22 protein-coding genes are annotated in these 23,478 nt (G+C 41.1%); 16 read left to right on the plus strand and 6 right to left on the minus strand.

All coding sequences use genetic code 11. The features are described 5' to 3' along the window. The first annotated feature begins 302 nt into the window (after positions 1-302). From tig to H5187_RS11670, 8 genes are all read left to right on the plus strand, one after another. A complete protein-coding gene (gene tig / locus H5187_RS11635) occupies positions 303-1,607 on the plus strand; it encodes a trigger factor (protein WP_182794732.1) in 1,305 nt (434 codons plus the stop codon). 164 nt (positions 1,608-1,771) lie between these two features. Next, positions 1,772-2,389 carry an ATP-dependent Clp endopeptidase proteolytic subunit ClpP gene (clpP, locus tag H5187_RS11640; protein ID WP_145241466.1) on the plus strand — a complete coding sequence of 206 codons (618 nt, stop codon included), beginning with the start codon at positions 1,772-1,774 and terminating at the stop codon, positions 2,387-2,389. Between the two features lie 135 nt (positions 2,390-2,524). After that, entirely contained in the window at positions 2,525-3,808 is a 1,284-nt protein-coding gene (gene clpX, locus H5187_RS11645) for an ATP-dependent protease ATP-binding subunit ClpX (protein WP_145241464.1), read from the plus strand. Between the two features lie 150 nt (positions 3,809-3,958). Further along, entirely contained in the window at positions 3,959-6,319 is a 2,361-nt protein-coding gene (lon, locus tag H5187_RS11650; protein WP_145241462.1) for an endopeptidase La, read from the plus strand. A gap of 185 nt (positions 6,320-6,504) precedes the next feature. Continuing rightward, on the plus strand, positions 6,505-6,807 hold the full coding sequence (locus H5187_RS11655; protein ID WP_301562686.1) for an HU family DNA-binding protein: 303 nt from the start codon (positions 6,505-6,507) through the stop codon (positions 6,805-6,807). Positions 6,808-6,977: 170 nt separating this feature from the next. Beyond that, positions 6,978-8,885 (plus strand): peptidylprolyl isomerase, encoded by a 1,908-nt coding sequence (gene ppiD, locus H5187_RS11660; protein WP_182794731.1) that lies wholly within the window; start codon positions 6,978-6,980, stop codon positions 8,883-8,885. A 372-nt stretch (positions 8,886-9,257) separates the two neighbouring features. Then, on the plus strand, positions 9,258-9,752 hold the full coding sequence (locus H5187_RS11665; protein ID WP_149980754.1) for an ImmA/IrrE family metallo-endopeptidase: 495 nt from the start codon (positions 9,258-9,260) through the stop codon (positions 9,750-9,752). Then, positions 9,752-10,087, plus strand: a complete 336-nt coding sequence (locus H5187_RS11670) for a hypothetical protein (RefSeq protein ID WP_182785218.1) — start codon at positions 9,752-9,754, stop codon at positions 10,085-10,087. Before H5187_RS11665 ends, H5187_RS11670 begins: the two co-directional genes overlap by 1 nt. Before the next feature lie 215 nt (positions 10,088-10,302). On the opposite strand, the gene H5187_RS11675 is transcribed toward H5187_RS11670, so the two are convergent. From H5187_RS11675 to pspF, 6 genes are read right to left on the minus strand one after another with little or no spacing between them, the layout of a single operon-like run. Further along, positions 10,303-11,064, minus strand: a complete 762-nt coding sequence (locus H5187_RS11675) for an ATP-binding cassette domain-containing protein (protein ID WP_149980752.1) — start codon at positions 11,062-11,064, stop codon at positions 10,303-10,305. Beyond that, on the minus strand, positions 11,064-12,056 hold the full coding sequence (locus H5187_RS11680; RefSeq protein ID WP_182761441.1) for an oligopeptide/dipeptide ABC transporter ATP-binding protein: 993 nt from the start codon (positions 12,054-12,056) through the stop codon (positions 11,064-11,066). The genes H5187_RS11675 and H5187_RS11680 overlap by 1 nt, the downstream gene beginning before the upstream one ends. Continuing rightward, the gene (locus tag H5187_RS11685; protein WP_145241450.1) at positions 12,057-12,950 is read right to left on the minus strand and encodes an ABC transporter permease subunit; all 894 of its coding nucleotides are present in this window, start codon (positions 12,948-12,950) and stop codon (positions 12,057-12,059) included. After that, entirely contained in the window at positions 12,937-13,971 is a 1,035-nt protein-coding gene (locus H5187_RS11690; RefSeq protein ID WP_145241448.1) for an ABC transporter permease subunit, read from the minus strand. Before H5187_RS11690 ends, H5187_RS11685 begins: the two co-directional genes overlap by 14 nt. Further along, a complete protein-coding gene (locus H5187_RS11695) occupies positions 13,971-15,578 on the minus strand; it encodes an ABC transporter substrate-binding protein (RefSeq protein WP_145241446.1) in 1,608 nt (535 codons plus the stop codon). The genes H5187_RS11690 and H5187_RS11695 overlap by 1 nt, the downstream gene beginning before the upstream one ends. Positions 15,579-15,596: 18 nt before the next feature. After that, positions 15,597-16,655: a phage shock protein operon transcriptional activator gene (pspF, locus tag H5187_RS11700; RefSeq protein ID WP_145241444.1), complete on the minus strand. Its 1,059-nt coding sequence runs from the start codon at positions 16,653-16,655 to the stop codon at positions 15,597-15,599. Positions 16,656-16,842: 187 nt separating this feature from the next. On the opposite strand from pspF, the gene pspA reads away from it, so the two are divergent. The 8 genes from pspA (at position 16,843) to H5187_RS11740 (ending at position 23,404) form a co-directional block, all read left to right on the plus strand. Then, positions 16,843-17,502 (plus strand): phage shock protein PspA, encoded by a 660-nt coding sequence (gene pspA, locus H5187_RS11705; RefSeq protein WP_145241442.1) that lies wholly within the window; start codon positions 16,843-16,845, stop codon positions 17,500-17,502. Between the two features lie 67 nt (positions 17,503-17,569). Beyond that, the gene (gene pspB / locus H5187_RS11710) at positions 17,570-17,803 is read left to right on the plus strand and encodes an envelope stress response membrane protein PspB (RefSeq protein ID WP_145241440.1); all 234 of its coding nucleotides are present in this window, start codon (positions 17,570-17,572) and stop codon (positions 17,801-17,803) included. After that, positions 17,800-18,201, plus strand: a complete 402-nt coding sequence (gene pspC / locus H5187_RS11715) for an envelope stress response membrane protein PspC (protein ID WP_145241438.1) — start codon at positions 17,800-17,802, stop codon at positions 18,199-18,201. Before pspB ends, pspC begins: the two co-directional genes overlap by 4 nt. 58 nt (positions 18,202-18,259) lie before the next feature. Further along, positions 18,260-19,675, plus strand: a complete 1,416-nt coding sequence (locus H5187_RS11720) for a YcjX family protein (RefSeq protein ID WP_220493271.1) — start codon at positions 18,260-18,262, stop codon at positions 19,673-19,675. Further along, positions 19,672-20,718, plus strand: a complete 1,047-nt coding sequence (locus H5187_RS11725) for a TIGR01620 family protein (RefSeq protein ID WP_182732486.1) — start codon at positions 19,672-19,674, stop codon at positions 20,716-20,718. Before H5187_RS11720 ends, H5187_RS11725 begins: the two co-directional genes overlap by 4 nt. Before the next feature lie 140 nt (positions 20,719-20,858). Beyond that, entirely contained in the window at positions 20,859-22,040 is a 1,182-nt protein-coding gene (gene megL, locus H5187_RS11730; RefSeq protein ID WP_182797894.1) for a methionine gamma-lyase, read from the plus strand. Positions 22,041-22,252: 212 nt separating this feature from the next. Further along, positions 22,253-23,050, plus strand: a complete 798-nt coding sequence (phhA, locus tag H5187_RS11735) for a phenylalanine 4-monooxygenase (protein WP_145241432.1) — start codon at positions 22,253-22,255, stop codon at positions 23,048-23,050. Positions 23,051-23,059: 9 nt separating this feature from the next. Beyond that, on the plus strand, positions 23,060-23,404 hold the full coding sequence (locus tag H5187_RS11740) for a 4a-hydroxytetrahydrobiopterin dehydratase (protein ID WP_149980747.1): 345 nt from the start codon (positions 23,060-23,062) through the stop codon (positions 23,402-23,404). The last annotated feature ends 74 nt before the right edge of the window (positions 23,405-23,478 follow it).

The following is a 23,478-nucleotide window of genomic DNA, read 5'->3' on the forward strand; positions in this document are numbered from 1 at the left end:
CTTGCTAACTTGCTAACTTGCTAACTTGCTAACTTAAACGCCTACTTTTTATCCGCTATGCTTGCTTAATCCGCTATCTGACCAAATAATTGCCCCCTAGACTCGACTATCATAAATATTAGGTTATAATGCCGCGTCTATTGTTTAACATAGTGCCCGAAGGGCAGAGCAGCATTGGTATCTTATAGTGAAGATGGGGTTGATAAGTCGCTTTAATGACTTTAAACGTGCCAAAACGCATAGTGATTACCGTGTTTGTAAGGAAGGCGAACAGTCGCCAAAATTGAAGATTGAGGTATATCATGCAAGTTTCTGTTGAGACGACTCAAGGCCTTGAGCGCCGTCTGACCATCACCGTTCCTGCAGAGAACGTTGAGACCGAAGTAAAAAAACGCTTACAACAACTGTCTAAAACCCAGCGTATTGATGGTTTCCGTCCTGGTAAAGTACCAACGTCTGTAATCAACAAACGTTACGGTGGCGCAGTTCGTCAGGAAGTTGCTGGCGAAGTAATGCAACGTAATTTTTATGAAGCTATCGTAGCTGAAAAAATTAACCCTGCTGGCGCACCAACATTTGCTCCTAAAGCACTTGAAGCAGGTAAAGATTTAGAATTTTCTGCAACATTTGAAGTTTACCCTGAAGTTGAAGTTCAAGGTTTAGATAAAATCACTGTAGAAAAACCAGCAGCAACTGTAACTGACGAAGATTTAGCAAACATGCTAGAAACACTTCGTAAGCAACATGCATCATGGGCTGAAGTTGATGTAGCTGCTGGCGAAAAAGACCGTGTAACGGTTGATTTCGTAGGTACTATCGACGGTGAAGTATTCGAAGGCGGAAAAGCTGAAGACTTCCCATTAGAACTTGGTCAAGGTCGTATGATCCCAGGTTTTGAAGATAACATCGTAGGTAAAAAAGCAGGCGAAGAAGTTGTTTCTGACGTAACTTTCCCTGAAGATTACCATGCTGAAAATCTTAAAGGCAAAGCAGCTCAATTCACTATCACAGTGAAGAAAGTTGAAGCGCAAGAGCTACCTGAACTTAGCGAAGAATTCGCAACTAAGTTTGGTGTAACTGAAGGCGGTGTTGACGCTCTTAAAGAAGAAGTTAAAAAGAACATGACACGTGAACTTGACCAAGCGGTTAAAGCTAACGTGAAAGACCAAGCAATTAAAGGTCTTTTAGCTAACAACGAAATCGACGTGCCTAAAGCCCTAGTAGATCAAGAAATTGATGCACTACGTCAACAAGCTGCACAACGTTTTGGTGGCGACGCTAAAAACATGCCTGAGCTTCCAGCAGAGTTGTTCCATGAACAAGCAGTAACACGCGTTAAGACTGGCCTATTATTAGGTGAAGTAATTAAAGCGAACGAGATCAAAGTTGATGATTCAAAAGTTGAAGCATTAATTGCAACAGTGGCTTCTGCATACGAAGATCCAACTGAAGTTGTAGAATACTACAAAGCAAATGATCAACTTATGCAACAAATGCGTAATGTAGCAATGGAAGAGCAAGCTGTTGAAGCTATTTTAGCTAAAGCAAATGTGACTGACGTTGAAAAAGCATTTGATGACATCATGAATCCACAGCAAGGTGCTTAATAAGTCATTGACTTAAGCCCTCGCTAACGATTAAATGGCTCGTGTTACTCTGTATTATGCAGTGTGCCCGAGCCATTTTAGTTTGTGGCCTTCAATTTCGCCAAAAAATAACTATGCTTCCTTATAATAAGGATAAGTATAAGCGCATAAGGAATTAGATAAATATGAACACTGGTATTACAGATCCACTCAATGCATTAGTACCTATGGTTGTTGAACAAACAGCGAAAGGCGAGCGCTCGTATGATATTTATTCGAGACTATTAAAAGAGCGAATCATTTTTTTAACAGGTCAAGTTGAAGACAACATGGCTAATCTGATCTTAGCGCAAATGCTATTTTTAGAATCAGAAAACCCAGAAAAAGACATCTTTTTATATATTAATTCGCCAGGCGGTTCAGTGACTGCGGGTATGGCGATTTATGACACTATGAATTTCATTAAACCAGATGTAAGCACTATTTGTGTTGGCCAAGCGGCGAGCATGGGAGCATTTTTATTGACTGCTGGTGCAAAAGGCAAACGTTATTGTTTACCTAATTCACGCGTGATGATCCACCAACCATTAGGCGGTTTCCAAGGTCAAGCATCTGATTTTGAAATACACGCCAAAGAAATTTTGTCTATTAAAGATAAACTAAACCGTTTAATGGCAGAGCATACCGGCCAACCATTAGATGTGATTTCAAAAGATACAGACCGTGATAACTTCATGAGCGCCAGCCAAGCTGTTGATTATGGTTTAGTTGATGCGGTATTTACTAGTCGCGACAGCAAGTAACAAATACAAGCTGGTAACTAACGGTGCTAGCTTGAGCTGTTTACACTGTGAAAACCAATATTTTTTGGTATAGTTAAGCGTATTAAAATAGCTGCTAAGTAGTTTGGCAGCCAACGAATAAGATGAGGTAGCTGAATGTCTGACACTCCTACAGACGGCGACAAAAGTAATAAATTGTTATACTGCTCTTTTTGTGGCAAAAGCCAGCATGAAGTTCGTAAGTTAATTGCTGGCCCTTCAGTATACATTTGTGATGAATGTGTTGAGCTATGCAACGACATTATCAGGGAAGAGATCAAAGACATTGCGCCAAAGCACAATACCTCTGATAAACTGCCTGCACCAAAAGAAATTCGTAATCATTTAGATGATTATGTTATTGGTCAAGATCACGCCAAAAAAGTACTGTCAGTAGCGGTTTACAATCACTACAAACGTTTGCGTAATCAAACCGGTAAAACGGATATTGAGTTAGGCAAAAGTAATATCTTACTTATTGGCCCAACCGGCAGTGGTAAAACATTATTAGCTGAAACGTTAGCGCGTTTATTAGATGTGCCGTTTACAATGGCCGATGCAACCACACTAACTGAAGCTGGTTATGTGGGCGAAGATGTTGAAAACATCATTCAAAAGTTGCTACAAAAATGTGATTACGATGTAGAAAAAGCGCAACGTGGTATTGTTTACATTGATGAGATTGACAAAATTTCACGTAAATCTGATAACCCGTCGATCACTCGTGATGTATCTGGTGAGGGCGTGCAACAAGCACTGCTTAAACTAATTGAAGGTACTGTGGCATCTGTGCCACCACAAGGCGGACGTAAACACCCACAGCAAGAGTTTTTACAGGTAGACACCTCTAAAATTTTATTCATCTGTGGTGGCGCATTCTCTGGTCTTGATAAAGTGATTGAGCAGCGTAGCCATAAAAATACCGGTATCGGTTTTGGGGTTAACGTAAAAGAATCTGCGGCGAGCCGTTCTTTAAGTGAAACATTTAAAGATGTTGAGCCAGAAGATTTAGTGAAATATGGTTTGATCCCAGAATTCATCGGTCGTTTACCTGTTGTGGCAACGTTAACTGAACTCGATGAGTCGGCTTTAGTGCAAATATTAAATGAGCCTAAAAACGCCTTAACGAAACAGTACGGCGCATTATTTGGTATGGAAGACGTTGAACTTGAATTCCGTGATGACGCACTGCGTGCTATCGCTCATAAAGCGATGGAGCGTAAAACAGGTGCCCGTGGTCTTCGTTCAATCGTTGAAGCGGTGTTACTTGATACTATGTACGAACTTCCTTCAATGGAAAACGTCAGCAAAGTAGTGATTGACGAAACCGTGATCAAAGGTGAATCAGATCCTATTTTGATTTATCAAAGCGCTAGCCAAGATAAAGCAGCGTCTGAGTAAAATTTACTCATTTTGATAATAAAAAGGAGCCTAGTGCTCCTTTTTTTATAATTTATTTAATCCAGTTGCGTTAAATTGTTGAACTTTACTTAGGTTATCCCCATATACTTGAGTAATCTTTAAAATAAATGAAGAGCGAAGAGAAAAATAATGACGCTTGAGAGAACAGATCGAGTCGAAATCCCGGTGCTAGCACTGCGCGATGTCGTGGTATATCCGCACATGGTGATCCCGCTTTTTGTAGGCCGTGAAAAATCAATAAAATGCCTTGAAGCGGCAATGGATAAAGACAAACAAATTTTCCTTGTTGCGCAAAAAGACGCGACCGTGGATGAGCCTGAGCAAGATGATATTTACCGTGTTGGTACCATAGCCACGGTATTACAATTGCTTAAACTTCCTGATGGCACAGTCAAAGTACTGGTTGAAGGCACACAGCGAGCAAAACTAGAAAGCTTTATTGATAATGAAGACTTTTTTGTTGCTAATGCGCAGTTTATTGGTTCAGAAGAAATCGATGAGCAAGAGCAAGATGTATTTATTCGCAGTGCCATCAGTCAGTTTGAAGGCTATGTAAAGCTAAATAAAAAAATACCACCAGAGGTGTTAACCTCGGTCAGTGGCATTGATGAAGCGCCGCGCCTTGCCGATACTATGGCAGCGCACATGCCGCTGAAAGTGCCTGAAAAGCAAAAAGTACTCGAAATCACCAATGTTACAGAACGTCTTGAATATTTAATGGCGTTGATGGAAGGTGAAATCGACTTATTGCAAGTTGAGAAAAAAATTCGTACCCGCGTTAAAAAGCAGATGGAAAAGTCGCAACGTGAGTATTACCTCAATGAGCAAATGAAAGCCATTCAAAAAGAATTAGGCGAGCTTGACGACGTACCAGATGAATTCGAAGCACTGAAAAAGCGCATTGAAGAATCAGGTATGAGCAATGACGCACAAGAAAAAGCGAACTCTGAACTTGCTAAGCTTAAAATGATGTCGCCTATGTCGGCAGAAGCCACGGTTGTACGTTCATACATAGACACATTAATTAATGTGCCATGGAAAAAACGTTCGAAAGTGAAAAAAGACTTAGCGGGCGCACAAAAGATTTTAGACAGCGACCATCATGGTCTTGATAAAGTCAAAGAACGCATCATTGAATATCTCGCCGTGCAACAGCGTACCAATAAACTCAAAGGACCAATTTTGTGCCTTGTGGGTCCACCAGGTGTTGGTAAAACGTCATTAGGTCAATCGATTGCTCGCTCGACAGGGCGTAAGTATATTCGTATGGCACTAGGTGGTGTTCGTGATGAAGCAGAAATTCGTGGTCACCGTCGTACTTACATAGGTTCAATGCCAGGTAAGTTGATTCAAAACATGAGTAAAGTGGGCGTTAAAAATCCATTATTCTTGTTAGATGAAATCGACAAAATGTCATCAGATATGCGTGGCGATCCTGCATCGGCACTGCTTGAAGTACTTGATCCTGAGCAAAATAGCCATTTTGCGGATCATTACTTAGAAGTCGATTATGACTTATCTGACGTAATGTTTGTTGCTACATCAAACAGCTTTAACATTCCTGGTCCGTTATTGGATCGGATGGAAGTGATCCGGTTATCGGGTTATACCGAAGATGAAAAGCTGAATATTGCCAAAGAGCATTTAATTGTTAAACAAGTTAAACGCAATGGCTTAAAAGATGGCGAATTAATCATCGAAGACAGTGCAATCATCGGCATTATTCGTTATTACACCCGTGAAGCGGGCGTACGTAACTTAGAACGCGAAATATCTAAGTTATGCCGTAAAGCGGTGAAGAATATCTTGCTTGAAAAAGGCACTAAAACAGTCACTATTAACGCTGACAACCTTGAAGATTTCTTAGGTGTGCAGCGCTATGATTATGGTAAAGCTGAAGACGGCGATCGCATTGGCCAAGTTACAGGTTTAGCGTGGACTGAAGTGGGCGGTGATTTGCTGACCATCGAATGTGCCGCAGTACCAGGCAAAGGTAAACTAAGCTACACCGGGTCACTAGGCGATGTAATGCAAGAGTCGATTCAAGCAGCTATGACAGTTGTACGTAATCGCGCTGATGCATTTCGTATTAACAGTGATTTTTACGAAAAACGTGATATTCACGTTCACGTACCTGAGGGGGCAACTCCAAAAGATGGACCAAGTGCTGGCGCCGCGATGGTAACAGGTTTGGTATCAAGTCTTACAGGTAACCCGGTACGTGCTGATGTGGCGATGACGGGCGAAATCACCTTACGTGGTGAAGTATTACCAATTGGTGGCTTAAAAGAGAAACTATTAGCCGCTCATCGCGGTGGAATTAAAACGGTCATTATTCCAAAAATTAACGAACGTGACTTAAAAGAGATCCCTGACAATGTATTGGCAGGACTTGATATTCACCCAGTTACGTGGATTGATGAGGTTTTAAAACTGGCTTTAGTACACCCAGTTGAGAGTTTTTCAGTCGAAACATCAAAAAACCAGTAAAAAAGCGAAAAAAAGTGCTTTAAAGGGCTTTTCAAATCTAGATGGTATGATAAGTTAAGCACTGGTTTTCAAGCCGAGGCCTTATGTGGCCTAGGCTGAAGAAAAATTACAATCGTATGAGCATGAAAAAGTTTGCTCTAAAATTTTCAAAATAGTGATGTTAGTTTAAAAAACAATCGCTCTTGATAATAACAATGAAAGAGGATGATATTGTGAATAAATCTCAATTAATCGATCAAATCGCAGCTGATGCTGACATTTCTAAAGCGGCTGCGGGTCGTGCACTTGATTCATTCATCGAGGCTGTTTCTGGCGCTCTTAAAGATGGCGATTCAGTAGCATTGGTTGGTTTCGGTACTTTCTCAGTACGTGAACGTGCTGCACGTTCAGGCCGTAACCCACAAACTGGCGAAACAATTCAAATCGCTGCAGCGACTATCCCAGCTTTTAAAGCAGGTAAAGCGCTTAAAGATGCATGTAACAGCTAATCACTGCTCTTTAGTGAGTTAGTTTGGTAGTGTAAGAAGTTAATCGCTTTTACAGCTTAATTAACGTTCTTTCTCGCCAACTGCTTCAAGTAAAAAAGCGTATCTGGTAAGATACGCTTTTTTTACATAAGCAAGGCGATTTCTGCCTCGAATAGAATAGAGATAAATAAATGCTTGAGAAAATCAGAGAAGGTTCACAAGGACCGGTAGCTAAAATTATTTTAGGCGCGGTGATTTTATCTTTTGCCTTAGCAGGGATCGGTGGTTACTTAGGTCAAACCACAGAGCAGCCCGTAGCTGAAGTAAATGGAGTTAAAATAAGCCAAACCGAGTTTAGCCGTGCGTTCCAAAACGAACGTGCACGTTTAGAGCAACAATTTGGCGAATACTTTGCACAAATTGCTGCTGATCCAACTTATATGGCACAAATTCGTCAAGGCGTCGTTGACCGTCTAGTACAACAAGAATTGCAAACTCAACTAGCGGCCGAACTTGGCTTACGTGTTAGTGACGACAGTGTTCGTAAAGCGATTTTAGAATTGCCATACTTCCAAATTGGTGGGCAATTTAACAACGATCGTTACTTACAAGTTATCCGTCAAATGAACTTTCAACCTGACGCATTTCGTGAATATTTACGTGAAGAAATGACTCGTAGCCAGCTAATTTCAGCGGTTGCAGGTACCGATTTTGCTCTAAATAGCGAACTGACTAATGCCGTTGCGCTACAACAGCAAACGCGCAGTATTGACTATGTCGTGATCAGCAAAGAGTCTTTACAGCAAAACGTGACAGTAACAGAGCAAGAAATTGCCGATTACTATGATCTAAATATGTCGCAGTTTTTAGCGCCAGAGCAAGTATCAGTAAACTACATTGATTTAAATGCAGCTAACTTAACACTTGAAACTCATGTTAGCGAAGCAGACGTTAAAGCATATTATGATCAAAACAAAGCACAATACGTCGAACCTGAAAAACGCCGTGTATCGCATATCTTAATTGATAACAGTGAAGACGATGATGCAGCAAAAGCCAAAGCAGAAGACTTGTTAGCACAATTACAACAAGGCGGTGATTTTGCGGCATTAGCAGAATCATCATCTGATGATACTGTTAGTGCTGAAATGGGTGGTGACTTAGATTGGATCGAACGTGACATGATGGATCCTGCTTTTGAAGATGCGGCATTCGCATTAGCAAATAAAGGGGATTTTTCAGACGTTGTACAATCTGAGTTTGGTTACCATATTATTCAGTTAACTGATATTCAGAGCCAACAAGTAAAAGCGTATGACACTGTTAAAGCTGATTTACGTGCTGATCTTGAGCGTACTGAAAAAGTAAATGCATTCTATGAAAAGCAAACAGAAATGGGCGCTATTGCATTTGAAATTTCAGATACCTTAGTTGATGCTGCAGAAGTTGCCGGTGTTGAAGTACAAACAACAGCATTAGTTGACCGTAATTCTCTACCTGCGCCGCTTAATACACCAGCGGTATTAGCTGCAATATTCTCACCAGATGTGCTTGAAGATAAAATGAACTCTGAAGTTATCGAAGTGGGCGATGAGCATGTTGTGTTAGTGCGTGTTAAAGAGCATGTACCAGCTGCAACAAAAGCACTTGCTGATGTATCAGAGCAAATTAAAGCACGTTTAGTTAGTGATAAAGCATCAGAGCTTGCGAAAGAAAAAGCAACAACACTATATGCTGAAATTGAAGCTGGCAAGAGCTTAAATGACCTAGTAACTGAGCAAAGCTTAGAACTTCGTCAAGAAGCGGCACTAACTCGTCAAGCTTACACTGTTTCGCCTGCAATCGTTCAACATGCCTTTAAAATGGCACACCCAACTGGTGACACACCAGTAGTTGAAAAAGTTGAATTAAATAACGGTGATGCCGCAATTGTAGCCTTAAAAGCCGTGACTAACGCCACTGTTGAAGGTGAAATTGAAGCGCAACTTAAGCAAAATATTACTATGACCCAAGTTAACAAAAACTACATGGTATTCATTGAAGCTTTAAAAGCAAATGCAGAATTAAACTTACCTAAAGCGCAAGCCGCCACAGAGTAATAGTTAATTAAGCAAACCTAAAAAAGCGCCTAATGGCGCTTTTTTTGTGGGTAGAATATATAGGTACTAGGTGAAAGGTGAAAGGTTAAAGGCTAAAGGTACTAGGTTAAAGGTGCTAGGTTCGAGTTTAGTTTACAAAATTGGGTAGCGTGCAACGAAAGCCTTTGCGCCTGTGAAGTTTTAAATAGCAGTTGTGACAATTATTATTGATATTAGAATGGCAGAAAAACACACTAAGAATTATGTGATAGTGTTAAAATGTATGTTGGTAAAAAACTGAATATTAACTACTGTATATATTATCAGTGCAATTGACGTTTTTTTGCTTTTATCTGTATAAACACAACAGAAATTTCTAGTTGAGGAAATTATATGAACTTGAATCCACAAACTGAAGCTAACAAAGTACTTGAAACACTTTGGCTTAATCAGGACTTTCCTGTTGATCCTGTCTCGATAGCTAAAAAAATGGGATTACAAGTTTTGGATACAGAACTCCCACCTAGTGTTTCCGGCGCCTTGATTAAAGAGGCTGGTGCTGATCCGATCATCGCTTTACATCATGCTGATCACAGTAACCGAAAACGATTTACCTGCGCACATGAATTAGGTCATTACGTTTCCAGGATTGAGTCTAACGATGAAAGCCTTGAATATGAGTATGTTGACTTAAGAGGCCCAAATGCTTCAAACGGAACTGATGCTGATGAAATATTTGCAAATCAGTTCGCAGCTAACTTATTAATGCCTGAAGCAATTTTAAAAAAATTATTGCGTTCAGGTAAAAATCATTTTAATTTAGCAATGTATTTCGGGGTTTCTCATGAAGCGCTTAAGCATAGATTAAAAGCATTGAGGCTTTTATAATGACGGTACAAGAAAAGGGAAATTTAGCATCGTTAATAAAAGCGAGCCTGCAAGATAAAAGTAAAACTACCCCGACAGATCCTTTAGTTTCAGAGAAAGTTGAAGATTCAAAAGCAGATAGAGAATTAAAAAAATCCTATGCCAATTGGTTTATTAAAATACTTATAGGCCAACTTATCGTGATGAATATTATATTTTTTTGCGTAGGATTTGGTTGGCTGGCTTTTGATGAATGGTCGTTAAATTTATATATGGGTGGTACATTAGCGGAAGTGTTCGGCGTTATTTTAGTAATCACCAAGAACCTGTTTCCAACCAAGCCAACAAATAGATGATTTTTCAGACTGTTTGGAGTTGATTAAGGTTCTATTTTTCCAGAACCTACTATTTCTGAGTTAAACGTAAGCACTATCCCAAATACGATGTTCTCATTTCGCATAAAGCGGTTGATAAATCCGCTTTACTATTGGCTTTCGTTTTTTAACCACAAACAGCGATAGATATATATCCCTTAACTGCTCTGGCTTTTCCTAGAACCTAGAACCTTTTTTTAGCAACTCAACAACTTCTGAGTGACTTTTGATTTTGGCTTTTGGAATACATCCTCGGTTCTACCGTATTCAACAATTTCACCGTGATCGAGTACTACAAGTTGATCGCTGATGTGGCGTACTAAACTTAAGTGGTGAGTGATCAAGATATAACTGAGACCCGTGTCCTGTTGAAGCTTGAGTAGCAGGTTGACGGTTTGTGCACGTACAGAAGGGTCCAGAGACGATAATGCTTCATCAAGTACCACAACCTTAGGGTCGAGTATTAATGCACGTGCTAGAGCGACACGTTGCAGCTGACCGCCACTAAACATATGTGGGTAGTAATACTGATGGTCGTTTAATAAACCTACTTTAGACAGTGTTGCGGTGATTTTTTCAGCGCGAGTTACTTTATCCAAAGAAGTATTATATTGCAGGCAATCGTCGAGCATATCGCCGATCGTTAAACCTGGGTTTAGCGAGGCTTCGGAGTCTTGAAAAATCATTCTAATATGGCGGCATTGCTGATCGCGAACGCCTTTGTTTTCGATGATGTTGCCATCGAGTAGGATTTGCCCAGCATCTGCGCTGTCTGCTCCAGCGAGTAATTTTGCTAGGGTACTTTTACCAGAGCCAGTTTCGCCAATAATAGCCAGTGTTTCACCTTGCTCTAAACAAAACGAGATGTTTTTTAATACCTCAAAACGCTTACGTGAAAATAACCCAGCACGCAGGTTAAAGCTTTTTGACAAGGCTTGCACTTTTAACAGAGGTTGCATTATTTCATCACCTTAATCAATGGAAAATGACACGCATAACTATGACCATGTTGTTTAGTTAAAGGCGGTGTTACTACACAAGCTTTTTGTGCCTGCGGACAGCGAGGACCAAGGCGACATCCTATAGGCAAATGCTGCAAGGTTGGGATTGTACCTTTTAGTGCATAAAAAGGTTCTTTATGGGCAAGCCCTTGCTCATAATCCGGTAAGCTTTTTAATAATGCTTGCGTATAGGGGTGGCGAGGCTGGGCAAAAATACGCTGGGTTGGACCTGCTTCAACCATTTGCCCGCAGTAAAGTACATGCATACCATGGGACCAATTAATGATTTCTTCAAGTTCATGGGAGATCATTAAAATTGACATGTTTTTAAGTTGATTTAAACTTTTTAATAACCGAAATACTTGCGCGCGGGTGGTACTTTCCAGCGCGGTGGTTGGTTCATCGGCAATCAGTAACTTAGGTGTACGAGCAATGGCCATAGCAATCATGACCTTTTGACAAACGCCTTCTGAGAGCTCGTGAGGGTAGCTCGATAGTACTTTTTCGTGATCTTTAATGCCCACTTTATGGATCAACGCTTTAACTCGGTCTTTACGTTCGCGGTTTCGCTTTAAGAAAAACCCGGAGTTTGCTATTTCTGGGAGCGTTTCGGCTATTTGCTCAAATATTTTTGCGGTTGGATCAAGACAGCGACTGGGATCTTGATAAATCATTGCGATGTCACTACCAACAATTTTACGTCGTTGTTCGTTTGATAGACGCATTAAATCTACGCCGCGCCAATGCATTCGGTCGGCGGTAATGTGCCAGCGTTTATTTAATACACCCACAATGGCTTTGGCAATTAAGCTTTTACCTGAGCCAGATTCGCCCACTAACGCATGTACTTCACCTTCTTTGAGGCTCAAGTTCACTCTATCTACGGCGCGAATAACAGTATCAGAGGTGCGCAGCTCTATGGTTAAGTTTCGTATATCAAGTAATTGCATTTAGTCAGCCTTACGTGCTTTGAGCACTTGGCGTAGCCCGTCGCCCACTAAGTTGGTCGACAGCACCGCTAAAAAGAGTAATACCCCAGGTAAGCCAACGGTCCAAGGTGCTAAATAAATTAAACCCAGGTTTTCAGCTAAAATTGCACCCCACTCTGTGGTTGGTGGTTGTGCCCCTAGTTTTAAAAAGCCCAAAGCGGAAATATCTAAAATAGCGGTTGATAATGCCATAGTAAAAATAACCACAATATGCTCATAAATATTTGGAAAAATCCCTCTGGAGAGAATATGCCAATTCGATGCGCCATCAAGTTTAAATGCAGTAATGTAATCTTTATTAAGCTCAGTAACGATGAGGTTACGCACAGAATGAATAAATTGTGGCAAAAGCGCTAAAATAATCGCCCACACGGTATTCATCAGGCCTGGGCCTAATATCGCAATAATAATAATCGCTAATAATAAAGACGGTATCGATAAGGTTATATCAAGTAGATGATTTAAAAAGCTTGAGCGAATACCTCGGCTAATGCCGGCAAATGTGCCCACTAACACACCTATGATAGTGGTGATCAGCGCAGCAATGACTGATAAGCCAAAGGTATAGGTTGCGCCATTCATAAGCCGTGAGAGTACATCACGCCCTAAGTCGTCGGTACCGAGTATAAAACGTACATCGCCCATTTCATGCCACGATGGAGGAATAAGTAACGCATCACTGTGTTGCTGGTTTACCCCATATGGTGCAATCAGTGGCGCAGCCGCAGCTAAAATAGCAAAGGCGATAAAAATCCATAACCCCACTAAGGCAGGATGATTGGATTTAAATTTGCGCCAAAATCGCGCTAATGGCGATTTGTTTGACTCTTCTGAAAATAAATTAAACTTTGCCATGCGCTTGATTCCGTGACAGCGGGTCGAACAAGGTATAGGTTAATTCTGCAATAATAGTCGCCAGAATTACAAACATCGATACCGCTAATAAGCCACCTTGAATAGCAGGGTAGTCTCGTTGATAAATACTATCAATTAACCAACGGCCAACACCTGGCCATGAAAAAATCACCTCGGTGATCATCGCCAGAGTGATCAAGGTACTAAACTGCAAACCAATTTGTTTTATAACCGGTAATAAGGCATTACGTAAGGCATGATGCATAATTAATTGGGCACGGTTTAAGCCTTTGGCTCGGGCAGTTTTAATAAAACTTTGCTCAAGCACATGCAACATTGACTCTCGTGTAAAGCGCACTAATACAGTGGTTGGGTACATTGCCAGAACAATGGTCGGCAGGGTTAAATGATGCAGAGCATCAAGCATAGCCAGACCAGAATAAGGAAAGTCTGCTAATACAATATCAATCAAAATAAAGCCAGTTTGGGAGGGGATCTCGTACAGTAAGCCCATTCGCCCTGACATCGGGAACCAACCTAGTTGTAATGAGAACACCATGATCAGCAGCAAAGCTAACCAAAATACCGGCATTGAGTAGCCTACTAACGTTGTGGAGTTAACCAGTTTATCTGGCCAGCGCCGATGATAGGCCGCCGCCAAGATACCTGCCGGAACGCCAACCACAACAGAAATAATTAACGCATAAATACTCAGCTCTAACGTGGCTGGGAATAGCTCGATAATATGAGTAAATACGCTGTCGCCCGAAGCGAACGACACGCCCCAGTCGCCTTGCACAATACGCGCAATAAAAGCAAAATATTGCATTAAATAATTATCGTTAAAGTGATATTTTTCTTGTAGTTCACTGGTTTGTGAAAAACTGGTATTACTGATACCACTTAAATTACTAAGCGGATCGCCAGGAAATAAATAACTGAGTGAAAATGTAAATACACTCAAGGTAAACATCATAAATAACAGTAAGCCTAAACGACGTAAAATATAATTTAACACCATTATTTTTTCCTCGCGTTGGCTAAGGAAATTGCGCCAAATGGGCCAAGTGGAATACCTTCTACATCGGCACTACTTGCTTGAAACCGCATACCGTGGGCAAGTGGTAATAAAGGTAGTTCACGCACTATCATCGCTTGTGCTTGTTGATAATAGGCTTTTCGTTTGGCTAAATCGGTGGTATCAAGCGCTTGTGTCAAGAGTAAGTCAAACTCAGGATCACACCAATTCGCAGGGTTTTTACCACTAAATGCCGCGGTACAACTGAGTAGCGGGCTAAAAAAGTTATCTGGATCCGGTGTATCTGCAGCCCAACCTAATAACACGCTGTCATGGCGGTGTTCACCTATGCGTTGAATAAAGGTGTTCCACTCATACTCAACGATACTGACGTTTACACCAATTTTTCGTAAATCGCTTTGCATTAGCTCGGCCATTTTACGTGCGTTAGGATTATAAATTCGGCTCACTGGCATAGCCCAAATGGTCATATCAAAGCCATTAGGAAGGCCAGCCTCAATCAGCAGTTTTTTAGCTAGATCAGGGTTAAATCCGGGTAGTTTAGCTTGTGGTTGATATGCCCATGATGTTGGCGGTAATAACGATTGCGCACGAATACCGTTGCCGTAATAAACTGCTTGCATGATTTTTTCAACGTCAATGGCATGGGCCAGTGCTTGACGTACTCTTAAATCGTCAAATGGTGGGCGCTCGGTATTAAACGCCCAATAACCTACATTAAGATTGGTTTCTTTTTGTACGTTAATGTCGTCGCGTTGGGCTAAAATACTTAACTGTGCGCTACTTGGGTGTGCGGTTACATCGCACTCTTTAGTGAGCATTTTTGCAATTCGGGTGGTGCCATTTGGGGTGATGTCGTAAACCAACTGCTCCAGCACTACATGGTGTTTCCAATAGTCAGGATTACGATAATAGCGTACTAAGTGATCGCGACGATACTCTTTATAAACATAGGGGCCAGTACCAACAGGGTATTGATCAAAAAGATTAACTTGGTCGCGCTGTTTTAATTGCATGGCATATTCGCGAGACAAAACCACTGCAAAATCAGTTGCCATATTGGCTAAAAAGCTGCTTTCGGCATTAAATAATTCAAAGCGCACTTGGTAGTCGGACACGCGAACAATTTGCCGAATTAGCTGGTCAATGCCGACACTTTGAAAATAAGGGTAATTGGCATCCCCAACAAAGTGATAAGGATTATACACATCGAATAAACGGCTAAAGGTAAAGATTACATCATCAGCGTTAAACTCTCTGCTTGGGGTAAAGTATGCAGTAGTATGAAACTTCACTCCTTTGCGCAAGGTAAAGGTAACTGACTTGCCGTCTTTACTTATTTTCCAGTCAGTGGCCAGTTCACTTTTAAATTCAGCGGTCACGGGATCGATACTGATCAAACGGTCATACAATTGATTTGCAATAATATCGATCGTCGAACCTGTGGTCGTCACTTGGGGATTGAACGACACAGGGTTAGCCTCAGCGCAATAAACTAAGCCCTGATTCTTTTCTTCTAGTGTTTTTTCTTTGGTATCTAAGCAACCCGTTAGGCATACCGTTAAGATACCAAGTAATAATTTATACACTCGTTTAGCCTCTGACTATTATTGTTGATCTAACAAGTTGTATTTTTTCAAATAGCCTCGTAGTTGATGATACGTTAAACCAAGTACTTCTGCAGTTTTCTTTTGATTAAATTGACTATATTCAAGCGCTTTTTTTATTAAATCAATTTCAAATTCATTTGAGAGGTCTTTTAAGCTACATGGAAACTGAAATTGCGGGGTACTTGTTGCAACTATCGGTTCATTGGCGACAACTGCAACAGGAGCTGCTTCTACGGCTTTAGTGGGGAGTTTTTTAATTCGTTGCTTGGGTCTAAAGCGGCTTTCAAATGGGTCTAAAATAATCTGGTGAACGGGAATATGTTCACTGCCATGGCGATATAAACTTCGTTCCACGACATTTTTAAGTTCACGTATATTACCTGGCCAATCATGCCCTTGCAGTATTTCCACAGCACTGCGGGTGAAACCACTGAATAGTTGCCAGTCCAAATCACGGGCCATATTCATCGCAAATTGCTCAGCGAGTAACATGATGTCTTCCTGACGTTCGCGCAGTGGCGGTAAAGTGATTACATCAAATGCGAGCCTGTCGAGTAAATCGCTTCTAAATTCACCTTGCTCGGCTAAATAAGGAAGGTCTTCATTGGTTGCGCAGACTAAGCGAGTATCGACCTTGACGGTTTGTTTGCCACCGACTCGCTCAAATTCACCGTATTCAATTACCCGTAATAGTTTTTCTTGCACCATGGCAGAGGTATTTGCTAGTTCGTCTAAAAATAGCGTACCGGCATTGGCACGTTCAAAGCGTCCTTCGTGGCGTTTACTTGCGCCGGTAAAGGCACCACTTTCATGGCCAAACAATTCGCTTTCAAGCAAGTTTTCGTTAAGTGCCGCGCAGTTGAGCTTAATGTAGCTTTGCTCCCAGCGCTTTGATAAAAAGTGTAAACGGGCGGCGATCAGTTCTTTACCTGTGCCACGTTCACCAATAATCAGTACTGGTTTATCTAAACTTGCCAGCTGTGAAACTTGATCAAGTACCGCTAAAAAGCTGTCTGATTGGCCGAGTAAATTATCTTGTTGGCGAAATTGGCTCATATTCCCTAACTCTTAGTCATTTTTACTAACAGTTAGTGTATTTCATAATTAGGGAGAACTAAAGGAATTTGTATTTTTAGTTTAACATTATGAAAATATTACTGTATTTTATGTTTTATAAAGTTGGCAAGCATATTGTAACAGTAACAGCAGACCAATTAAGTTAAACACTACAGAGGTAAATGTTATGGGAATTTTTTCGCGTTTTGCAGATATTGTTAATTCTAATATCAATGCCATTTTAGATAAAGCAGAAGATCCTGAAAAAATGGTACGTCTGATCATCCAAGAGATGGAAGACACATTAGTTGAAGTACGTTCAACCTCTGCGAAAACATTAGCAGAGAAAAAAGAATTAGTACGTCGTGTCGATACATTAAAAGAGCAAGTCGCTCAATGGCAAGATAAAGCCGAGCTGGCATTGAGCAAAGACCGTGATGATCTAGCCCGTGCTGCATTGCTTGAAAAGCAAAAGTCAGCACAAGCGGTTGCTGCTGTTGAAGATGAACTCAGTCACATAGAATCTCACATTGATAAGCTGCAACAAGAAGTAAGTACGCTACAAGACAAGTTAGCGGATGCAAAAGCACGTCAAAAAGCGATTATTTTACGTCAACGCTCAGCTGAGTCGCGTTTAGAAGTGAAAAAAGCATTGGACAGCTCTAAAGTTGAAGATGCATTAAATCGCTTTGAGCGCTACGAAACTAAGATTGATGGACTAGAATCACAAGTAGAATCGTACGACTTAGGCAAAAAGTCATTGGCTGATGAAATTGCTGAGTTACAGCAAAACGAAAAAATCGATGATGAATTAGCAGCACTTAAAAAGAAGCTTGCTGATAAATAAAGATAATAAATAAAGGGGGAGTCATCCCCCTATGCTTGATAAATTAATGGATGTGTAGGAGAGGGTTATGTTTGATGCAGAAGTGTTTGTTGCTCCAATTATCATTTTTATGGTTGTGGTAGCACCCCTTTGGTTAATTTTACATTACCGAAGTAAAAAGCAAGTAAGCCAAGGCTTGAGCGAACACGAACACCGCCAGTTACTTGAGCTTGCTCAAAAAGCAGATAAAATGGCTGACCGAGTAGAAACTTTAGAAGCACTACTTGATCAAGAGGCCCCGCAGTGGAGGCGGAAGGTATGAGTGCTAAACGTGAACTGCTAAGAGATCCAGCACGTGGTAAAATAGCCGGTGTATGTGCAGGGCTCAGTGATTATTTCAATATGGAATTGTGGTTAGTACGTATTATCGTAGTAACGGCAGTGTTACTAGCTGGTGGCCCGTTGTTTGTTGTGGCTTACATCGCAGCGTGGTTTATTTTAGATAAAAAACCTGCCAATGCACAAAGCAAAACTGATGCGGCAAAACACGAAGATCCTCTTGAAGTAAAATTTAAAGTATGGCAAAAAGGTGAGCCACCACGTCGTGCTTTACAAGATTTAAAAGACCGTTTGGGACGTGTTGATATACGTTTACAAGATATGGAACGTTATGTTACTTCAACCGAGTTTACGGTTAGCCGTGAAATCAATAAGCTGTAAAGGACTTAATAGCACTTTAGCCACCTAACTAATAATGGCGCTGAAGTGCTAGCTCATTATGATAAACACTTCATCTGCAAAAAATGCCTTTAATAAACTCAAAGGTAAGGCTGAAAAAGCTGTTCACCGTAGTTTAGATCAACACGTAAAATTAGCGGTAACTGGCCTCAGTGGCAGTGGTAAAACCGCTTTTATTACCGCTTTAGTAAAGCATTTAACCAGCCAAGCAACAGACAAAAACTTACCGTTTTTTGATGTTATGCAGCAACAGCGCCATATCGCCACAAAAATAGTGCCGCAACAAGCGCTGACCATTCCTACATTTGATTACCCTAAAGCCCTGAGTGCTTTATTGCCGCTTGAAGGGCAACCACACTGGCCTGCATCAACCGAGCGCATAAATACTTTACGTCTAGCAATTAAATACCGGAGTGACGCAGGCTTACGTGGTCACTTTGCACCGCAATCAACCTTGTATTTAGACATTATTGATTACCCCGGTGAGTGGCTGCTTGATTTACCCATGCTAGAGCAAAGCTATCAACAATGGAGTGAGCAGCAATATGCACTGTTACAGCGCTCTCCTCGGGTTGAAAAGGCACAAGCATTTTTAACTGCACTGAGCGAGCTTGATTTAACAGCACCAGTAGATGAAAGTGCGCTAAGCGCGATTGCTACGCACTATCAAACACTGTTAGTGAGTCTTAAAAAAGACACTAAATTGGCGATGCTACAACCTGGACGCATGCTGATGCCAGGTGAATTACAAGGTGCACCGTTATTACTGTTTTTCCCAGTTGCGCAGGCTAATGATGAGATGGTTGCAGGGTCTAACTTGGCGCACTTGCAAAAGCGCTTTAATGCTTATGTGAAAGAAGTGGTTAAGCCATTTTATACACAACACTTTCGCAACTTTGATCGGCAAATAGTGCTTGTTGATGTGCTCAGTGCGCTCAATGAAGGGCCTGAGACGCTGCAAGAGCAAGGGGATGTGATCAAACAATTACTCGCGCATTTTAACTATGGCGAAACTGGCTTTTTGAAACGCTTGTTTAAACCCAATATAGATAAACTATTGTTTGCTGCGAATAAGTCAGATCATATTAGTAGTGCACACCATAAAGATTTAGCGCTGTTGTTGGACTCATTAGTGCACGAGCAAAGTAATCACTTAAAATTTGATGGCGTTAAAATAGAAACTATGGCGATGTCATCTATTACGGCAACCATGCCAAAACAAGTGGTTGAGCAAGGTAAAACCCTCAATTGTATTTATGGTAAGCCGTTATCAGAGTCGCAATGGTTGACCTACTTACCACCGCAGCCACCAATGCGCATGCTCAATAAAGATGAGTGGCCAAGCCATGGTTTTGAGTTTTTATCGTTTGCACCAATGCCAAGTCCAGACAAGCAACTAAAACACATTCGTTTAGATCATGTCATGCAGTACCTTTTAGGAGACAAACTAACATGAGCAAGACCGCTTCAGGCTTTCAAGCCGGCAGACGTATTGATACTAGTGAACAGCCAATAGACAATGAACTTACCTTGACCCCAGCTAAAGTGATCGATCAAGGGGAGTATGAATATGAGCACGTTATCGATGAGCCCCAAGATGAAGAGATTGATTTAACCCCTGTTTATAAAAAGTCAAAATGGCAAACTCTGAAAGGGGTGTTTGCGATTAGCTTTATAACTTTAGTGTTAGCTGAATTTATATTTTCTATGGTTGTGACATTTCAGCAATCCATCATCTTAGGCAGCGTATATTTAATTGCAGTGCTCAGTGGCGTGTTGTTGTTAGGCAAGCTCTTATGGCGTGAGTATAGAATGTTGCGCAGCTTAAAGCGCAATCAATTACATCGTCATGAAGCGGATCGTTTGCTCAATAGCGAACAGGTTGGTGGGGCACTACCTTGGCTTGAAAAACTCAATAAACATCAGCAGTTAACTGGGTTTGATGAGTTTAAAGCAAGCATTGATAGCCATCATAGCGATAAAGAGATCATGACCTTGTACGCCGATAGTTTGTTAGTGAAACAAGATACTCAAGCTAAAAAGCTGATCAACCGTTTTGCCACTGAATCAGGCTTGTTAGTGGCATTAAGTCCATTAGCGCTGGTGGATATGATGGCTGTGCTTTGGCGGGGCACAAAACTGATTGAGCAAATAGGTAAGATTTACGGTATCGGATTTGGTTATGCTAGCCGGATCAAGCTCTATCGTATGTTGATCAAGCAAGTGATGTTTGTTGGCAGTGCTGAGTTAGTATCGGATTTAGCTGCTACAGCGCTCAGTGCTGAATTACTAGGTAAATTATCAGGACGTGCAGCACAAGGCTTAAGCGCGGGTATATTTACCGCACGCATTGGTTATAAAGCGATGGAACTAAGCCGTCCTTTACCACGACTTGAGCATAAGCGCAGCTTGCTTAAAGGTACTGCGCAATTGATTGCCAGCAAAATTATGAGCCGCAAAGCTTCGCCGTCAGGAGCTGGCACGAAAGAAACGAGCTGACAATAAATCTGTACAGTGGTGAACTGCCACTGTACTAACTACATCCCAATTTATAGCCATCTGAGCATCTGGCATGCTTGTGCTTTATCCTGCGATACGTTTTGATTATGGGATCAATAATAATCAAAAAAGATCAGACAATGAACAAACTCCACATCGACAGCCAATGTATCCATGGACCAGAAAAAGCCAATGATCCGCATGGTGCACTTACTGCTCCTTTATACCAAACTTCTACGTTTCATTTTACTAGTGCCGCGCAAGGTGCAGCACGTTTTGCTGGTGAAGAACCGGGCTATATTTATACCCGTTTAGGTAACCCGACGACGACAGAGCTTGAACAAAAAGTCGCACAACTTGAAAGTTGCGAAGCCGCTGCAGCAACAGCCACAGGAATGGGCGCGGTTTCTGCATCGGTATTAAGTTTTTTATCGCAAGGCGATCACTTAGTCGCATCAAGCGCTTTGTATGGCTGTACGTTTGCTTTCTTCGCACATATGTTGCCGCGTTGGGGGATTGAAGTGACGTTTGTAGATATGACCGATGAGCAGCAATTACGCGATGCAATTAAACTGAATTCAAAAATGATTTTTGCCGAAACCCCAGTTAATCCAACTATGGCGGTAATTGATTTAGAGTTAATAGGACAAGTGGCAAAACAACACAATTTGATCAGTGTAATAGATAACACCTTTCTCACGCCGTTACTGCAAAAGCCAATTGATTATGGCATTGATTTAATTGTTCACAGTGCTACTAAATATTTAAATGGTCACGGTGATGTTGTGGCAGGTTTGGTGTGTGGCAGTCAAGAGCACATTACATTAATTAAAATGACCGTACTTAAAGATATTGGTGCAACAATTAGTCCACACGATGCATGGCTTATTAATCGTGGTTTAAAAACCTTAGCGATACGAATGCAGCGTCATTGTGAAAGTGCGCAAATTATTGCTGAATTTTTAGAGCAGCATCCCCAAGTTAATACCGTTTATTACCCCGGACTTGCATCTCACCCAGGGTTTAAGTTTATCGGTAAGCAAATGAAAGCCTCTGGTGGCGTTATTGCCTTTGAATTAAAAGGCAGCCTAAAAGATGGCGAGCAGTTTATTAATAATACCCAATTGTGCACACTCGCCGTGAGTTTAGGAGACGCCGAAACACTCATTCAACATCCGGCATCGATGACTCATTCACCGTATTCACCCGAAGAAAGAGCAGCTGCGGGTATTAGCGATGGTCTGATCAGACTATCTGTTGGCCTTGAAGATGTTAACGATATAATTAACGACCTTAACCGCGCTTTTACTTTTATTGCATAGTCTGTAATTTTATATTTACGGTTTGTGTTGCTTCTAGCCCTTTAAAAATAGCACTGTAAACTTTTTGATCTTAAAGTGTAATGTTTGGTGTACAAAAGGCGGTTTGGTGCTAATAGCTGATGTTGTCTCAGCTATTAAACTTTGCCTTACATTTGCTTAGTATCTCCTTAACAGGTTGACACCGATATCGGTTTAACACTAAGAAGGTTATTATGGCTAAAGCAAGTAAATACACCTCCAAGACACCAGATGAAAATGGCGTTATCCATTGGAGCGAAGCAGAAAATAAAATATGGTCAGAACTAGTCGCACGCCAACTAAAATGTATTGCAGGCAAAGCTTGCAATGAATACATGGAAGGGCTTGAAAAAATAAACCTGCCTCATGACCGTATTCCGCAGTTAAGTGAGCTTAATGAAGTATTACTAGCGACTACCGGCTGGCAAGTTACGCCTGTGCCAGCTTTAATCGACTTTGATGAATTCTTTCGTTTATTAGCAAATAAGCAATTTCCAGTCGCAACCTTTATTCGCAGCCGTGAAGAGTTTGATTACCTGCAAGAACCTGATATTTTTCATGAAATATTTGGTCATTGTGCAATGCTTACTAATCCTGATTTTGCCAAGTTTACGCATAAATATGGCCAGTTAGGTTACGCTGCCGAGAAAAAAGATCGGGTTTACCTTGCCCGTATGTATTGGTTTACGGTTGAGTTTGGCCTAATGCAAACAGATGATGGTCTACGTATTTATGGTGGCGGTATTTTATCAAGTCCAGGTGAAACACAATACGTGTATTCAGATAAGCCCGAGATCAACCCGATGAATGTATTGGATGTATTACGCACGCCGTACCGAATTGATATTATGCAGCCTTTGTACTACACCATTAATTCTATCCATGATTTATTTGATATTTCACAACTGGATATTATGGCGTTAGTTGCGCAAGCAAAAGAATTAGGGTTACATGACCCAAAATTTCCTCCTAAAGAAAAATTAGCAAGTTAAGGATTTAAGATGTCATCATTAAGCGCACAAAAATGTGAAGCCTGTCACGTAGACGCTCCACAAGTATCAGATACCGAGTTAGCTGAATTAATTAAAATGATCCCAGATTGGGTGCCTGAAGTACGCGACGGTATTATGCAATTAGAGCGTGTTTATAAATTTAAAAACTTTAAACAAGCCATCGCTTTTACTAATAAAGTAGGTGATATGGCTGAAGATGAAGGCCATCACCCGGGCTTGCTAACAGAGTGGGGCAAAGTAACGGTAACGTGGTGGAGCCATTCAATTAAAGGCTTACACAAAAATGATTTTATTTGCGCTGCCAAAACAGATGAAGTTTTCGCTGCGCTATAAATAAAACACAGCAATTGTTCTGCCCAAAGAACATGAAAGGCGCTTAATTAGCGCCTTTTTTATTGTTTTAAGCT

Source organism: Pseudoalteromonas sp. SG44-1, assembly GCF_014164315.1.
GTDB lineage: Bacteria > Pseudomonadota > Gammaproteobacteria > Enterobacterales > Alteromonadaceae > Pseudoalteromonas > Pseudoalteromonas rhizosphaerae.

Coding starts and splice junctions, on each gene's coding strand:
- tig (WP_182794732.1), top strand. CDS start 303: ATGCAAGTTTCTGTTGAGACGACTCAAGGCCTTGAGCGCCGTCTGACC.
- clpP (WP_145241466.1), top strand. CDS start 1,772: ATGAACACTGGTATTACAGATCCACTCAATGCATTAGTACCTATGGTT.
- clpX (WP_145241464.1), top strand. CDS start 2,525: ATGTCTGACACTCCTACAGACGGCGACAAAAGTAATAAATTGTTATAC.
- lon (WP_145241462.1), top strand. CDS start 3,959: ATGACGCTTGAGAGAACAGATCGAGTCGAAATCCCGGTGCTAGCACTG.
- ppiD (WP_182794731.1), top strand. CDS start 6,978: ATGCTTGAGAAAATCAGAGAAGGTTCACAAGGACCGGTAGCTAAAATT.
- H5187_RS11665 (WP_149980754.1), top strand. CDS start 9,258: ATGAACTTGAATCCACAAACTGAAGCTAACAAAGTACTTGAAACACTT.
- H5187_RS11670 (WP_182785218.1), top strand. CDS start 9,752: ATGACGGTACAAGAAAAGGGAAATTTAGCATCGTTAATAAAAGCGAGC.
- H5187_RS11675 (WP_149980752.1), bottom strand. CDS start 11,064: ATGCAACCTCTGTTAAAAGTGCAAGCCTTGTCAAAAAGCTTTAACCTG.
- H5187_RS11680 (WP_182761441.1), bottom strand. CDS start 12,056: ATGCAATTACTTGATATACGAAACTTAACCATAGAGCTGCGCACCTCT.
- H5187_RS11685 (WP_145241450.1), bottom strand. CDS start 12,950: ATGGCAAAGTTTAATTTATTTTCAGAAGAGTCAAACAAATCGCCATTA.
- H5187_RS11690 (WP_145241448.1), bottom strand. CDS start 13,971: ATGGTGTTAAATTATATTTTACGTCGTTTAGGCTTACTGTTATTTATG.
- pspF (WP_145241444.1), bottom strand. CDS start 16,655: ATGAGCCAATTTCGCCAACAAGATAATTTACTCGGCCAATCAGACAGC.
- pspA (WP_145241442.1), top strand. CDS start 16,843: ATGGGAATTTTTTCGCGTTTTGCAGATATTGTTAATTCTAATATCAAT.
- pspB (WP_145241440.1), top strand. CDS start 17,570: ATGTTTGATGCAGAAGTGTTTGTTGCTCCAATTATCATTTTTATGGTT.
- pspC (WP_145241438.1), top strand. CDS start 17,800: ATGAGTGCTAAACGTGAACTGCTAAGAGATCCAGCACGTGGTAAAATA.
- H5187_RS11720 (WP_220493271.1), top strand. CDS start 18,260: ATGATAAACACTTCATCTGCAAAAAATGCCTTTAATAAACTCAAAGGT.
- H5187_RS11725 (WP_182732486.1), top strand. CDS start 19,672: ATGAGCAAGACCGCTTCAGGCTTTCAAGCCGGCAGACGTATTGATACT.
- megL (WP_182797894.1), top strand. CDS start 20,859: ATGAACAAACTCCACATCGACAGCCAATGTATCCATGGACCAGAAAAA.
- phhA (WP_145241432.1), top strand. CDS start 22,253: ATGGCTAAAGCAAGTAAATACACCTCCAAGACACCAGATGAAAATGGC.
- H5187_RS11740 (WP_149980747.1), top strand. CDS start 23,060: ATGTCATCATTAAGCGCACAAAAATGTGAAGCCTGTCACGTAGACGCT.